18 protein-coding genes and 3 pseudogenes are annotated in these 13,120 nt (G+C 39.1%); all 21 read left to right on the top strand.

Features of this window, described 5'->3' with window-relative positions; translation table 11 throughout:
* The 21 genes and pseudogenes from VB775_RS04705 to VB775_RS04790 all read left to right on the top strand — a co-directional run bounded on the left by VB775_RS04705 (position 1) and on the right by VB775_RS04790 (position 13,118).
* Positions 1-459, top strand: coding sequence for an anti-sigma factor family protein (locus VB775_RS04705; RefSeq protein ID WP_281009143.1), 459 nt, complete (start codon positions 1-3; stop codon positions 457-459).
* 401 nt (positions 460-860) lie between these two features.
* Positions 861-2,096 (top strand): HhoA/HhoB/HtrA family serine endopeptidase, encoded by a 1,236-nt coding sequence (locus VB775_RS04710; protein WP_281009144.1) that lies wholly within the window; start codon positions 861-863, stop codon positions 2,094-2,096.
* 94 nt (positions 2,097-2,190) lie between these two features.
* Entirely contained in the window at positions 2,191-2,970 is a 780-nt protein-coding gene (locus tag VB775_RS04715) for a hypothetical protein (RefSeq protein ID WP_281009145.1), read from the top strand.
* Between the two features lie 452 nt (positions 2,971-3,422).
* A complete protein-coding gene (locus VB775_RS04720) occupies positions 3,423-4,559 on the top strand; it encodes a tetratricopeptide repeat protein (RefSeq protein ID WP_281009146.1) in 1,137 nt (378 codons plus the stop codon).
* Positions 4,560-4,626: 67 nt separating this feature from the next.
* Positions 4,627-8,355: an Eco57I restriction-modification methylase domain-containing protein gene (locus tag VB775_RS04725; RefSeq protein WP_281009147.1), complete on the top strand. Its 3,729-nt coding sequence runs from the start codon at positions 4,627-4,629 to the stop codon at positions 8,353-8,355.
* A gap of 64 nt (positions 8,356-8,419) precedes the next feature.
* Positions 8,420-8,641, top strand: coding sequence for a hypothetical protein (locus tag VB775_RS04730; protein WP_281009152.1), 222 nt, complete (start codon positions 8,420-8,422; stop codon positions 8,639-8,641).
* Positions 8,642-8,643: 2 nt separating this feature from the next.
* A complete protein-coding gene (locus VB775_RS04735; RefSeq protein ID WP_281009149.1) occupies positions 8,644-9,084 on the top strand; it encodes a putative toxin-antitoxin system toxin component, PIN family in 441 nt (146 codons plus the stop codon).
* Positions 9,081-9,218: pseudogene (locus tag VB775_RS26340) on the top strand (hypothetical protein); the annotation flags it as partial. The gene VB775_RS04735 and the pseudogene VB775_RS26340, both read left to right, overlap by 4 nt.
* 62 nt (positions 9,219-9,280) lie before the next feature.
* Positions 9,281-9,523 carry a DUF433 domain-containing protein gene (locus VB775_RS04740; protein ID WP_281009150.1) on the top strand — a complete coding sequence of 81 codons (243 nt, stop codon included), beginning with the start codon at positions 9,281-9,283 and terminating at the stop codon, positions 9,521-9,523.
* Positions 9,520-9,885: a DUF5615 family PIN-like protein gene (locus tag VB775_RS04745; protein ID WP_281009151.1), complete on the top strand. Its 366-nt coding sequence runs from the start codon at positions 9,520-9,522 to the stop codon at positions 9,883-9,885. The genes VB775_RS04740 and VB775_RS04745 overlap by 4 nt, the downstream gene beginning before the upstream one ends.
* 11 nt (positions 9,886-9,896) lie before the next feature.
* Positions 9,897-9,998 (top strand): annotated as a pseudogene (locus tag VB775_RS26345) (hypothetical protein); the annotation flags it as partial.
* A gap of 64 nt (positions 9,999-10,062) precedes the next feature.
* Positions 10,063-10,284, top strand: coding sequence for a hypothetical protein (locus VB775_RS04750; RefSeq protein WP_281009152.1), 222 nt, complete (start codon positions 10,063-10,065; stop codon positions 10,282-10,284).
* A gap of 2 nt (positions 10,285-10,286) precedes the next feature.
* Positions 10,287-10,727 (top strand): putative toxin-antitoxin system toxin component, PIN family, encoded by a 441-nt coding sequence (locus VB775_RS04755; protein WP_281009149.1) that lies wholly within the window; start codon positions 10,287-10,289, stop codon positions 10,725-10,727.
* Positions 10,724-10,861, top strand: a pseudogene (locus VB775_RS26350) (hypothetical protein); the annotation flags it as partial. The gene VB775_RS04755 and the pseudogene VB775_RS26350, both read left to right, overlap by 4 nt.
* A 91-nt stretch (positions 10,862-10,952) precedes the next feature.
* A complete protein-coding gene (locus VB775_RS04760; protein ID WP_281009153.1) occupies positions 10,953-11,174 on the top strand; it encodes a hypothetical protein in 222 nt (73 codons plus the stop codon).
* Positions 11,174-11,455: a type II toxin-antitoxin system YafQ family toxin gene (locus tag VB775_RS04765; RefSeq protein WP_281009154.1), complete on the top strand. Its 282-nt coding sequence runs from the start codon at positions 11,174-11,176 to the stop codon at positions 11,453-11,455. Before VB775_RS04760 ends, VB775_RS04765 begins: the two co-directional genes overlap by 1 nt.
* Positions 11,442-11,564 carry a hypothetical protein gene (locus tag VB775_RS04770; RefSeq protein ID WP_281009155.1) on the top strand — a complete coding sequence of 41 codons (123 nt, stop codon included), beginning with the start codon at positions 11,442-11,444 and terminating at the stop codon, positions 11,562-11,564. The genes VB775_RS04765 and VB775_RS04770 overlap by 14 nt, the downstream gene beginning before the upstream one ends.
* Before the next feature lie 95 nt (positions 11,565-11,659).
* Complete coding sequence (locus VB775_RS04775) at positions 11,660-11,986, top strand: DUF433 domain-containing protein (RefSeq protein ID WP_126385840.1); 327 nt, start codon at positions 11,660-11,662, stop codon at positions 11,984-11,986.
* Between the two features lie 3 nt (positions 11,987-11,989).
* A complete protein-coding gene (locus tag VB775_RS04780) occupies positions 11,990-12,331 on the top strand; it encodes a DUF5615 family PIN-like protein (RefSeq protein ID WP_281009156.1) in 342 nt (113 codons plus the stop codon).
* A gap of 179 nt (positions 12,332-12,510) precedes the next feature.
* Entirely contained in the window at positions 12,511-12,759 is a 249-nt protein-coding gene (locus tag VB775_RS04785) for a DUF433 domain-containing protein (RefSeq protein ID WP_281009157.1), read from the top strand.
* The gene (locus VB775_RS04790; protein WP_281009158.1) at positions 12,756-13,118 is read left to right on the top strand and encodes a DUF5615 family PIN-like protein; all 363 of its coding nucleotides are present in this window, start codon (positions 12,756-12,758) and stop codon (positions 13,116-13,118) included. Before VB775_RS04785 ends, VB775_RS04790 begins: the two co-directional genes overlap by 4 nt.
* Positions 13,119-13,120 lie beyond the last annotated feature (2 nt).

The raw sequence follows: 13,120 nt of genomic DNA on the forward strand, positions 1-13,120 counted from the left end.
ATGATTATTCCAGAGGAGCGCTTTGAGTTACTCAGTGCGTATATAGATGGCGAAGTAACTGAAGCTGAAGAGCAACTTGTCGAACAGTGGCTGTCCGATGACGTTGATTTCCGTCGCCTCTATCAACAACAACTAAAGCTACGTCAATCCTTAATTGATTTGCCAGTGCCTGTGGCAGCCCATTCATCTGTAAAAGCAGAGACAGATGTAATGATTAATCGTGTCTTTGCTGAGATTGACAAGCGATCGCAGCGTCGTAAATGGAAATTGGCAGGTATTGGCATATCGGTTGCGGCTGTGGTTGGGGTAATTGGATCGATGTTTACCTTTAACTCTAGTCCTCAATTTAGCCCAGTCACAAATAATATCAATGCTCCTAACCAAGTCAAAGAAGAACCAATCTTAATTGCCATGGAAGAGCCACTTGTACCTTTACCAAAATCGATGAATTCTAAATAATTACTAAAGTGATATAGCAACCCTCCAAATCTTACAACTCATTTAGGATCGCTATATAGCGCTTTTCAAACAAGCAAGGCATAAGGATTTGTTTTCCCGCCTTCGGCGGGAAAACAAATCCACTTCACTAAGTGAAAAACGCGATAGTGCAGCCCTATCACAGCTTATTTAAATCGGTTCTGATGGGTGATGCATTACTCTCTAAAATTATGTTTAATTTGTATATCTTTGGTTACTTGTAGCAGGATAAGTCAAATCTTTGCCCCACCACATGTCTTCTTGTCTTCTCTCCTAACGAGATTGGTAGTAGCTATAAGTGGCGGTTTTCCGTCTGGTGGCAAAGATTAACATGGTAAACAATATTTTGTAGAATTTAGGTATTATTGGTCGCGGAAATAGCTATGAGAGACTCAAATAAAAAATCTCGTTACAAGCAACCTTTGATTTATGCTTCGATGCTCCTATTAGGTGTGATTTTGGGAGCTTGGGCGGTTGTATCTGGAGTGCGATCGCCAAATACAACGGTAGTTACGCCCGTAACTCAAGTTGCATCAATATCACCAGTGATCGCACAGGAGAGTGACAGAGTTAAATCGATTGCCGTACCCCGCAATTATGTGGTGGAAGCCGTTAATCGCACTGGCCCCGCCGTAGTTAGAATCAATGCCTCTCGTACTGTAGCCAGCAATCAACAAATCCCTCAGGAATTCTTGGAAGACCCCATGTTTCGCCAGTTTTTTGGTGATCAACTCCGACGTATGCCTAGGGAACGGGTGGAGCGTGGTACAGGTTCTGGTTTCATCATCAATAAGAATGGCGACATCATCACCAATGCCCATGTTGTTAGTGGCGCAGACAAGGTAACTGTGATTCTCAAAGATGGTCGCCAAATTGAAGGGAAGGTCATAGGTAGCGATGATCTAACTGATATTGCGGTTGTACAGGTTAAGCCAGACAACAATTTACCTACCGTAAGCATTGGCAGTTCTGCAAATTTACAACCAGGAGACTGGGCGATCGCGATCGGTAATCCCCTTGGTCTAGACAATACCGTTACGGCTGGCATCATCAGTGCGATCGGTCGTAATAGTGGACAAATTGGTGTTGATAAGCGAGTTAGCTTCATTCAAACCGATGCTGCTATTAATCCTGGTAACTCAGGTGGTCCTTTGCTTAATCAAAATGGCGAAGTTATTGGAGTCAACACCGCAATTATTCAAGGCGCACAGGGTTTAGGTTTTGCAATTCCGATCGAAACTGCTCAGCGTATTGCTAAGCAACTAATTGAGAATGGGAAAGTGAGCCGTGCTTATCTTGGTATTCAAATGGTAACGGTTGATCCAAATGTCAGAAGACGGGTTAATCAAGACACTGAGTTCGGCATTCAAATCTCTGAAGATAAGGGTGTATTGATTACTAGAGTTGTGGATGACTCTCCTGCGGCAAAGGCAGGGGCTAGACGTGGTGATGTGATTGTCAGATTTAACGATAAAGAAATTTTGAGTGCTGATCAAGTTACTCAATTAGTTGAAGATCGTGCGGTTGGTGACAAAATCCGTATGGAAGTTAAGCGTGCTGGTCAAACAGTTGCTTTAAATGTAGAAACGGCACAGTTTCCACAGAAATTTCCTGATTAGGACTGTCAAGCCAAAAGATAAAAAGCGGCGCTCTGCGCCGCTTTTTATCTTTTGGCATAATGCAATTAGATTCTAGCAATGAGCAGTTCGTCCTATGGGTAATTTTATTGGCTGGCTTGGCGCATTACTATTGATATTTCTTGCGGGCTTTGGACTAACTCAATGGTTAAATTTGCCATTTGGTAATTTCATTGATTGGGTAATTGGCGCAAGCATTTTTGTGTGGCTGATTATCATCGTCACTGTGCCTTGGAATGTGTACTTTCAGTCCAAGGCTGTACTCAACCAAGCAACAATTTCTAAGGAAAAAGGGATTAATGTCGATGATAACCAGTTACCCTATGTCCGATCGCTTGCCCAAAAGTCCCTAGGCTTAGCGCTGGGGTTACATGTGATTTCGGCGATCGCTCTTTATGTTTTAGCATCGAGTGGTATTGGCACTATCGGTTATGTGGGGGCGATCGCTGCACTTTTATTGACGATATTGCGTCCTGCCATTAGTGCCTATGAGTATATATCCCAGAGGTTGCGAGCAATTTCTCGACAAATTGATTACCCTCGCGAAGATGTGATGGAGTTGCGCCAAAGGTTTGCCAATTTAGAAGAATCAGTACGGCAAATTAATGAGCAGCTTAACGAGCAACTCAGCAGCGAAAATCCCTATTCATGGGTTGCCAAATATATACAGTTTTCTGAGGAAACACGCAAAGATTTATCACGATTAGGTGCAAATGTCGAAGATTTACGCGCCACCAATGATCGTGAGCATGAGCGATTAGTCCGAGAGTCACGTCAGGCGATCGCTCAACTCAGTACCGATAGTCAGTTTTTGGAGCATGTCCGCGAAATTATCCGCTTTTTTAAGAGCGCATAAAAAGCACAAAATTGTTATATCGCAAAACCAAAAAGATGAGTGGCGGCGCTAAGCGCCGCCACTCATCTTTTTGGTTTTACGTCCTAAGCAAAACTTACATTGCTCAAACGTCAGTTCGACAAAAGTGGAACGCTGAGATGGGGGCTTGGAGACCAAGCCCTCTTTCTAACTAAACGATTCTTACCATTTTTCGCCATTTGCGTCGTGCTTCGCACGACGCAAATGGCAATATCGAACTTACATTGCTCAAAATACAAATGGCTACACCATTTTGTGTTTTGGTATTAGATATGGCGCAAAGCGTTGTGTCTAGTTGCTTTCAGCCAAATAGCTCATTATGGCTGCTTGCAAGTTTGATGTGGGTAGGTTAGTTTTAATCAATGTCATAATTGTTAACTATCTGAATATTCTGACTATTGCGCTCTTCACAATTAGCTATCGCCCCTCTTACTATGATTAACAGATCCATCATTCCCCAAGATGCAACCGTAGTTGAAGGCAGTCAATTCGAGCACTCCTTTGTGGTTAAAGACCCCGAAGGAATACAAGGAGTATTACTAGATGCTCGATTCTATAGTCTTGGGAGAGCTACTGAAAATGATATTGTGGTGCATTCTCAGTTGGTATCTCGTCAACACGCAACTTTAACGGCTATATTGATCGATCCACCTTTGTTTCAATTATTTCGGCTGAGTGATGGGAATCCTGAAAAAGGGAGAAGTACGAATGGCATACAAATCAACGGTGAGCGTCGAGATCATTGGGTGCTGATGCATGGCGATGAAATTGTGTTTAGCAGCGATAGTATGGCTTACTATCGAATTGATCCAGTCCCCCCCTACGTTAATGGCAACATAGATGTTTTTATAGATAGCTTAAAAAAGTTAGCTAAACTCTATCTTAAATCGGGAAGTTATACAGATGCTGCTGAAGGTACACTCCAACAAATTTTAGTGGTAACGCAAAAATCTTATGGAGAGATGCATCCTAGTGTTGCAAATTGCTTGATTGATCTGGCGGTATTTAATTATTCAAAAAATGATTTTGTTAAAGCAGAACCATTATTTTTGCAGGCGATCGCTATTCGTAAGCAAGCATTAGGTGAAGATCATCCTGATGTAGCCTCAGCAATGTTAGATTTAGCCGCAATTTATAATGCTCAAGCATTTTATCTGAAAGCGGAATCATTGTTTTTAGAAGCTTTAGAAATCAAAAAGAAGGTGTTAGGTACAGATCATCCAGAAATTGCGGCAAGTTTAGTAGATTTAGCAGCCATGTACTACCCGCAGAAGCGGTATCAAGAGGTTAAAAATCTTTATGAACAAGCTATCAAAATCTATAGGCGATCGCTTGATGCTAAGAATCCAAATATTTTATCAGTTCAGAAAAAGTTAGCCAGTATCAAGAAGAAATTACGTCCTAAGTGGCTATCTTTAAATGTGCTAATTCCTATATCTTTAATCGTACTTTCTGGGGTTATTGCCTATACATTTTTTGCTGCCGAAAGAGATATTGCCTGTGTTAAAACGCTCCCTGACGGTAGTGTTCAATCAATATCTAGTGATGAGTGTCGCCAAATCAGTAAATAGCTTTTCAGTCTGACGTTAATTTAGGCATAATGGGGTTAGCTGATAATTTTACTAGATATAAAGTTTGATGATTGTCAATAAGCTCGAACTCAAGCAAGCATTAAATTCTAAGTATTTGAAAATAAAGCCTGACTCTGAGCAAATTCAGGGTTTTAAGACTAATTTGGGGCAGATGCTTGCTTTGTGTGACAGCAATAAGGATGAAGAGTTTAATAAAAATCTGTTGAGTGATTTTTTAAAAAGGAGCTTTTACAGCGATCGCTATTTCGTCAACACTAAGGATAGAAGCGATCTGGTTATTCATAATGACAAGGGGGTGGATAGTCAGGTTGGGGTGATCTTTGAGACGAAGAAGCCCACAAAGAAGGGGAGTGGGGAGATGCCGAAAGTAAGCAGCCTCAATACTAAGGCAGTGCAGCAGTTGGTTTTATATTTTTTGCGGGAGCGGGTGACGCATGGAAATGTTGGTGTGAAGCATTTGGTGGTGACGAATATTTATGAGTGGTTTATTTTTGATGCGAAGCTTTTTGAGGATTTGTTTTTTAGCGATAAGGTTTTAGTTAAGGATTTTCAGGATTTTGAAGAGGGGCGGCTAAGTGGAACAAAAACAGATACCTTTTACAAAGATATTGCTAAACCTGCGATCGCTGAGGTGATTGATCGTATTAAATTCACCCATTTTGATTTGCGCGATCTTGAGAACTTAGACATAATCGAACTTTACAAGATTTTTTCGCCTGAGCATTTGTTAAAGCTACGTTCTGCCAATGACAGTAATAGTTTAAATAAGCCTTTTTATAATGAGTTGCTGCATATCATTGGTTTGACAGAGATTAAGGATAAGGGCAAGAAGTTAATTGGACGTAGAGCCGAGGGCGATCGCCATGATGGTTCTTTGATTGAGAATGCGATTCATGAGCTTGATAGTTCCGATAAGATTTCGCAGTTAGAGAAGCCTGAAGAGTTTGGTGAAACCCATGAGGAGCGGCTGTTTAATGTTGCCCTAAGATTGTCAATTACTTGGATTAATCGCGTTTTATTTTTGAAACTATTAGAGGCGCAATTACTGAAATATCATGATAATGATCAGGATTTTGCGTTTTTAAATTTGACTAAGATTAAGAGTTATGGCGATTTGAATCGACTCTTTTTTAGTGTGTTGGCTCGCGAACAGGGCGATCGCATTGCGAGTGTGAAGGATACTTTTGCGAATGTGCCTTATTTGAATAGCTCGCTGTTTGAGTTGACAGATATTGAGCAGAAAACTATTTCGATTAGTAATTTGGCTAGTGAAAACCTGCCAATTTTCGGGGCGACGGTGTTGATCGATGGCAATGATAGGAAGCGATCGGGTGAATTGAATGGGTTGGCTTATCTGTTTGAGTTTCTCCATGCCTATAAGTTTAGTAAGGATGAGTTTGAGGATACGCAGGAAGATAGTGAGAAGTTGATTAATGCTGCGGTATTGGGGTTGATATTTGAGAAGATTAATGGCTATAAGGATGGTTCTTTTTATACGCCGAGTTTTATTACGATGTATATGTGTCGGGAGACGATACGGCGGGCGGTGGTGCAGAAGTTTAATGAGGTGATGGGCTGGAGTTGTGGGAATATTGAGGATTTGAAGGATGATTTGAGTGGCTATATTCGGAAGTCAGATCGAGTGGTTCGTAGAAATGAGGCTAATGGAATTGTAAATAGTCTCAAGATTTGTGATCCTGCGGTGGGTTCGGGACATTTTTTGGTGTCGGCTTTGAATGAGATGATTGCGATTAAGCATTATCTGGGGATTTTGCAGGATAAGAATGGGGAAACTTTGAGTCAGTATGAGATTGAGGTGGTTAATGATAAGTTGAAGGTGACTTTGGATGGTAAGTTGTTTGCTTATAATCCTAAAAATAAGGAAAGCCAACGGGTTCAGGAGACGCTGTTTCATGAGAAGCAGTCAATTATTGAGGGTTGTTTGTTTGGGGTGGATATTAATCCCAATTCGGTGACGATTTGCCGTTTGCGGTTGTGGATTGAGCTTTTGAAGAATGCTTATTATCGGTGGGATTCGCCTCAAGCGTCTTTGGGAATTGATCCCCCCCAGCCCCCCTTAAAAAGGGGGGAGAATCAAGAAAATTCTTTCCCCCCCTTTTTAAGGGGGGGTAGGGGGGATCTGGAAACCTTGCCGAATATCGACATTAATATCAAGTGTGGGAATTCTTTGATTAGTCGGTTTGGGTTGGATGTGGATGTGAAGCAGGTTTTGCAGAAGCAGAAGTTTAGTATTGAGCAGTATCGGAATGCGGTACAGACTTATCGCAGTGCAGAAAGTAAGGCACAAAAGCGAGAAATGGAAGGTTTGATCGCGAAGATTAAGGAGGGTTTTAGTTCGAGTTTGTCGGGTGGTGATCCTAAGAAGGTGAAGTTACGGCAGTTGCAAGCGGAGCTTTATAGTGTCGAAAATCAGACTTTGTTATTTGAGGAAACTAAGGCGGAGGTTAAGGCTAGGGAGAAGAAGGTTAATAAGTTAAATAATGAGATTGATAAGTTAAGTGCAGAGATTGAGGATATTGAAAGCGGTCGGCTCTATGAGAATGCCTTGGAGTGGCGGTTTGAGTTTCCTGAAGTTTTGAATAATAATGGTGATTTTGTTGGGTTTGATGTAGTTATTGGTAATCCACCTTATGGTGTTAATTTTGATAGAAATTATGAAACCTGTTTAATTAATACTTTTTATCAATGCAAAAAAATCCCTGATAGTTATTGTTTTTTTATATTACAGGGGCTAAACTTACTCAGAGCAAATAGAAGTTTGTCATATATTGTTCCAAATACTTTTTGTGATTTAGAAAAGGGTGATGAATTTCGTAAATTCCTGCTTACAGAGTATGTCTTTACAGATTTGTTTCAAAGTGGTTGGATTTTTGAATCAGCTATTGTTGATACATTAATTATATTTTTAAAAAAATGTAATCCATTGAATAATCCAGATAAGACAATAAGTATAAAAGTTGATTCACAAGAATATAAACGCGAAACAAATGACTTTTTAGACAATTTTCTCGTAAAAATTGATTACAGGAATCTACCAGAAACAAATAAAGTAAAGTCAAAAATTATTGCTAACTCAACTTTGCTTGGTGAAATTGCAGAAATAAAGGCAGGAGTCAAAATGTATGAAAAAGGTAAGGGAATTCCTCCACAAAACAGCGTAATAATTAGCGAACAGCCCTACTCTAAGATAAATATCTGTCCTCAAGGATGGATGACTTTATACAGAGGAAAAGATATACATAGATATTATCTAATATCCCCAAATGAATTTGTTGACTATGGATTACATTTAGCTGCCCCACGTAGTCCCGAACTTTTCCAAAGTCCTAAAATATTAATGAGGCGTACAGATGATAGATTGATTAGTTGTTTGGAAACTGAATCTTCAATTTGTGTTAACTCATGCCATGTTATAAAGCTAAAACAAGAATATGCCGATAAATACTCATATAAATTTATTCTTGGATTACTTAATTCTAGATTGATGCAATATATTTTTGAGATTCAAAATCCGCAAATGATAGGGAAAACATTTGCAGAGATAAAGGTGGTCTATGTAGAAAGATTACCTATCTTTAATAATCAAAAAGTTAACAAAATAGAGATAGAAAATCTTGTTGACGAAATTCTTACTGCTAAAAAAGGCGATCGCCATGCAGATACGAGCGAACTAGAAAAGGCGATCGACGATTTAGTCTATCAACTTTATGGGTTGACAGAAGAAGAGATTAAAATAGTAGAAGGAGAGAGGTGACAAGGAAAAAGATAAGGTTTAGATTATTTAAAATTACAGAAGACAAATTATTATGGTGAACCAGATGATTCAACTACCAATAACCCTAGAGCAACTGATTACCACTGTACAACAACTACAACCTAGCGATCGCGCCCAAGTAGCCAAAGCCTTAATTCAAATAGAATTAAAATCAGATCTAACAAGCTTACTTGGAGAACTGTATAGCCAACCACCCATTGATGAAATCACAGATGCCGAGATTATGAACGAAATTAAAGCTGTACGCCAGCAATCAAGAAACTAGACATGAAATTGAGAGTAGTTATAGATACAAACATTTGGATTCGCATCCTATTAAAAGGACGCGTTACACTCCCAATCTTAGAAGCATTTAATCAAGACAAATTCCAATTAGTCATGAGCCAAAGCCTTTTAGATGAATTGCATGAAGTATGGAACCGACCTCGATTAAGAAAATATATCGACCGAAATCAAGCCATACGCCTAGAGCAACAGTTAAAAAATCGTGCAATCTGGATTGAACCAAAAACAATCCCCCCTTATTGCCGAGATCCCAAAGATTTACCCGTATTAGCTACCGCCATTGACGGCAAAGCAAAAATCATCGTATCTGGAGATGACGACTTACGAGCCGATGAAGCATTGAGAGAAGCAATGGAGTTATATTCCATCGAATTATTAGGAGTTAATTCTTTTCTAAAATATTTAGAGGAATCTGAAGAATAGATCTAATTCTCACTGCTAAAAAAGGCGATCGCCAAGCTGATACGAGCGAATTAGAAAATGCGATCGACGCTTTGGTTTATCAACTTTATGGGTTGACAGAAGAAGAGATTAAAATAGTAGAAGGAGAGAGGTGACAAGGAAAAAGATAAGGTGTAGATTTTTGTAAAAATGTTTAGCTTGAACAAGGAAATAGATTATGAAAAAAAGCATTCCAACTGATGTAATTACCATCGACAACGAAATCCAACATGGTAAACCTGTGCTAAAAGGAACTCGTCTTCCGATCGCCATAATTATCGGCTCTCTCGCAGGTGGCATGACCTATGACGAAGTAATCCAAGAATACGCAGTTACCCGCGAACAGATTCTTGCCTCCCTAGCTTACTTCTCCGAGCTTCTAAACTATGAAACAGTCTATTCAATGGAGAAAGTAAGTTGAAATTACGTTTTCTAATTGACGAAGACTGCCCACTAAGTTTAGAAACTTTGCTCAAAGACAAAGGACATGATGCCATTCACGTCAAAACATCTGGACTTAGCGGTACAAAAGATCCTGAAATATTTATATTTGCTCAAAAAGAACAAAGAATAATCATCAGCCGAGATCTAGGATGGTCAAACATCAAAAACTATCCACCAAATACACATTGCGGTTTAATTATTTTAAGATTTCCCTTTGAAGTGATCGCCATAGAAATTCGGCAAGCATTAGAACAATTTATCGATCAAGTTAACTTACCTGAAATAATTGGCGCAACTGTAATTGTCGATCAAAATAAATTCAGAATCAGGAAAAGGTAAACAGTAGTCATAATGCTGATACGAGCGAATTAGAAAAGGCGATCAACGATTTGGTTTATCAACTTTATGGGTTGACAGAAGAAGAGATTAAAATAGTAGAAGGAGAGAGGTGACAAGGAAAAAGATAAGGTTTAGATTATTTAAAATTACAGAAGACAAATTATTATGGTGAACCAGATGATTCAACTACCAATAACCCTAGAGCAACTGATTACCACTGTACAACAACTACAACCTAGCGATCGCGCCCAAGTAGCCAAAGCCTTAATTCAAATAGAATTAAAATCAGATCTAACAAGCTTACTTGGAGAACTGTATAGCCAACCACCCATTGATGAAATCACAGATGCCGAGATTATGAACGAAATTAAAGCTGTACGCCAGCAATCAAGAAACTAGACATGAAATTGAGAGTAGTTATAGATACAAACATTTGGATTCGCATCCTATTAAAAGGACGCGTTACACTCCCAATCTTAGAAGCATTTAATCAAGACAAATTCCAATTAGTCATGAGCCAAAGCCTTTTAGATGAATTGCATGAAGTATGGAACCGACCTCGATTAAGAAAATATATCGACCGAAATCAAGCCATACGCCTAGAGCAACAGTTAAAAAATCGTGCAATCTGGATTGAACCAAAAACAATCCCCCCTTATTGCCGAGATCCCAAAGATTTACCCGTATTAGCTACCGCCATTGACGGCAAAGCAAAAATCATCGTATCTGGAGATGACGACTTACGAGCCGATGAAGCATTGAGAGAAGCAATGGAGTTATATTCCATCGAATTATTAGGAGTTAATTCTTTTCTAAAATATTTAGAGGAATCTGAAGAATAGATCTAATTCTCACTGCTAAAAAAGGCGATCGCCAAGCTGATACGAGCGAATTAGAAAATGCGATCGATGATTTGGTTTATCAACTTTATGGGTTGACAGAAGAAGAGATTAAAATAGTAGAAGGAGAGAGGTGACAAGGAAAAAGGAAAAAGGAAAAAGGAAAAAGAACAGAACCCTTGAGATTTGACTATAATCAAGACAATCAAACTTATTAGGAGATCCAAAATGGTTACATTAGAAGAAGCAATTTTAACAGTTAATCAGCTTTCAATTGAACAAAGAGAAATGCTTTTAGAAATCATTAAGAACCAAATGATTGAAGCCCGCCGCGATGAAATTGCTCAAGATGCCAAAGAAGCGATCGCCGCCTTTCATCGTGGAGAGCTAAAACCTCAACCTATAAATGAAATCATTTCCGAACTAAAAGCAACTTTGGCAGAAGACTAATGAGAGAAATAGTTTTAACCCCAAAATTCAAACGAGCATTTCGGAAATTTGTCAAACGCAATTCTCAGCTTGAGTCGAAACTAATTCAAATATTACAATTGATGAAAGAAGATGTTTTTGCAACACAGTTAAGTACGCATTCACTACAAGGGAAATTAGCTGGATTAAAAGCCTGTTCCTGCGGCTATGATTGTAGAATTCTATTTACCATAGAAATCTCTCAAGAACAGACAGAAGTAATAGTTTTACTTGATATTGGCACTCACAATGAAGTTTACTAGCGATCGCCACGCTGATACGGGCGAACTAGAAAAGGCGATCGACGATTTGGTTTATCAACTTTATGGGTTGACAGAAGAAGAGATTAAAATAGTAGAAGGAGAGAGGTGACAAGGAAAAAGGAAAAAGGAAAAAGGAAAAAGGAAAAAGGAAAAAGGAAAAAGGAAAAATTAGAGTAACTTTATAAATATCCAATTCAAAAAACTATGACACTTAAAGAACTAGAACCTCAACTACTCGCACTCTCACCCACAGAAAAATCTCAAGCAATTCAACTAATTCTCAACAGCCTATTAAATAGTTGGCACGGCATTGAGAAAACATTAAACGTATGTGGCGGTGATGCTTGTATTCGTAATACCAGAATCCCCGTTTGGCTATTAGTCAGCTACCAACAACAAGGGCTTAGTGACGCAAAAATATTAGAAGCATATCCAACCCTAAATGCAGTTGATCTAGCAAATGCTTGGATATATGCCGAAAGCCATCCCCAAGAAATTGCCAATGCTATCCTTGAAAACGAGGCAGATTAAGCAATGGTCAAACTCTATGCAGATGAGCAATTTCCATTGCCCGTTGTCAAAATTTTGCGTACATTAGGATACGACATTTTGACCGTACAAGATGCAGGGAAAGCAGAACAAAAAATACCTGATCCTGAAGTCTTGCAATATGCCATTAGCCTCAATCGAGCCGTCTTAACCATGAATCGTCGGGATTTTATTCGTTTACATACTCAAACTCCTCAACATAAAGGCATCGTGATTTGTAAAAGTAACACCAACTGGGAAAAAATCGCCCAAGCCATACATAATCATCTCTCTCAATTTGAGACTATAGAAAAACAACTCATTAGAATCAAATTACCATCGGTATAAAACTATCAACTGTAAGGTGATCGCCACGCTGATAAGGTAAAAGAAGAAAAGGCGATCGATAATTTAGTTTGCAAACTCTATCAACTCACCTAGGAAGAAGTAAAAAATCATCGATCCAGAATTTGAACTAACAGAACAAGAATACACAGCAATTAAAATAGAGTAAAAGGTAAAAAACAATGAGAGCAATAGCAGGACTAAATCGCATTACCTTTGACCCAAAAATCATGGCAGGTCAAGCTTGCATTCGCGGAATGCGGATACCCGTATCCGTAGTCATCAACCTCATCGCCAACGGCTTATCAACAGCCGAAATAATTGAAGACTATCCCTATCTCGAACCAGAAGACATCCAACAAGCGCTCAGATATGCCGCTTGGCTGACCCAAGAGCGAGTCATCTTTTGGCAAACCGCCCAAGCAGTATGAAATTTTTAGGTGATATGGGTATCTCTCCCCGCACAATTGCACTCTTGAGAGAACAAGGTTATGACGCAATCCACCTGATTGAAAAAAATCTAGAAAAGATGACCGATCCCGATATTTTAGACAAAGCTCGCCAAGAAGAACGAATATTACTCACCGTAGATTTAGACTTTGCCCAACTATTAGCAATTAGCGGCGAAAGCTTACCCAGTGTCATCTTATTTCGTTTAGGAAATGTAAGCCGCGAAGTAGTTAACCGTCATTTGTTAGCAATCTTAAATGACTATGCTACAGAACTTAAAAATGGTGTAATTATCTCTGTAAGCGATGTTTCAATTCGATTGAGGTACTTACCGATTTAATT

This window comes from Pseudanabaena sp. CCNP1317 (assembly GCF_034931345.1).
In the GTDB taxonomy this organism is placed as follows: domain Bacteria; phylum Cyanobacteriota; class Cyanobacteriia; order Pseudanabaenales; family Pseudanabaenaceae; genus Pseudanabaena; species Pseudanabaena galeata.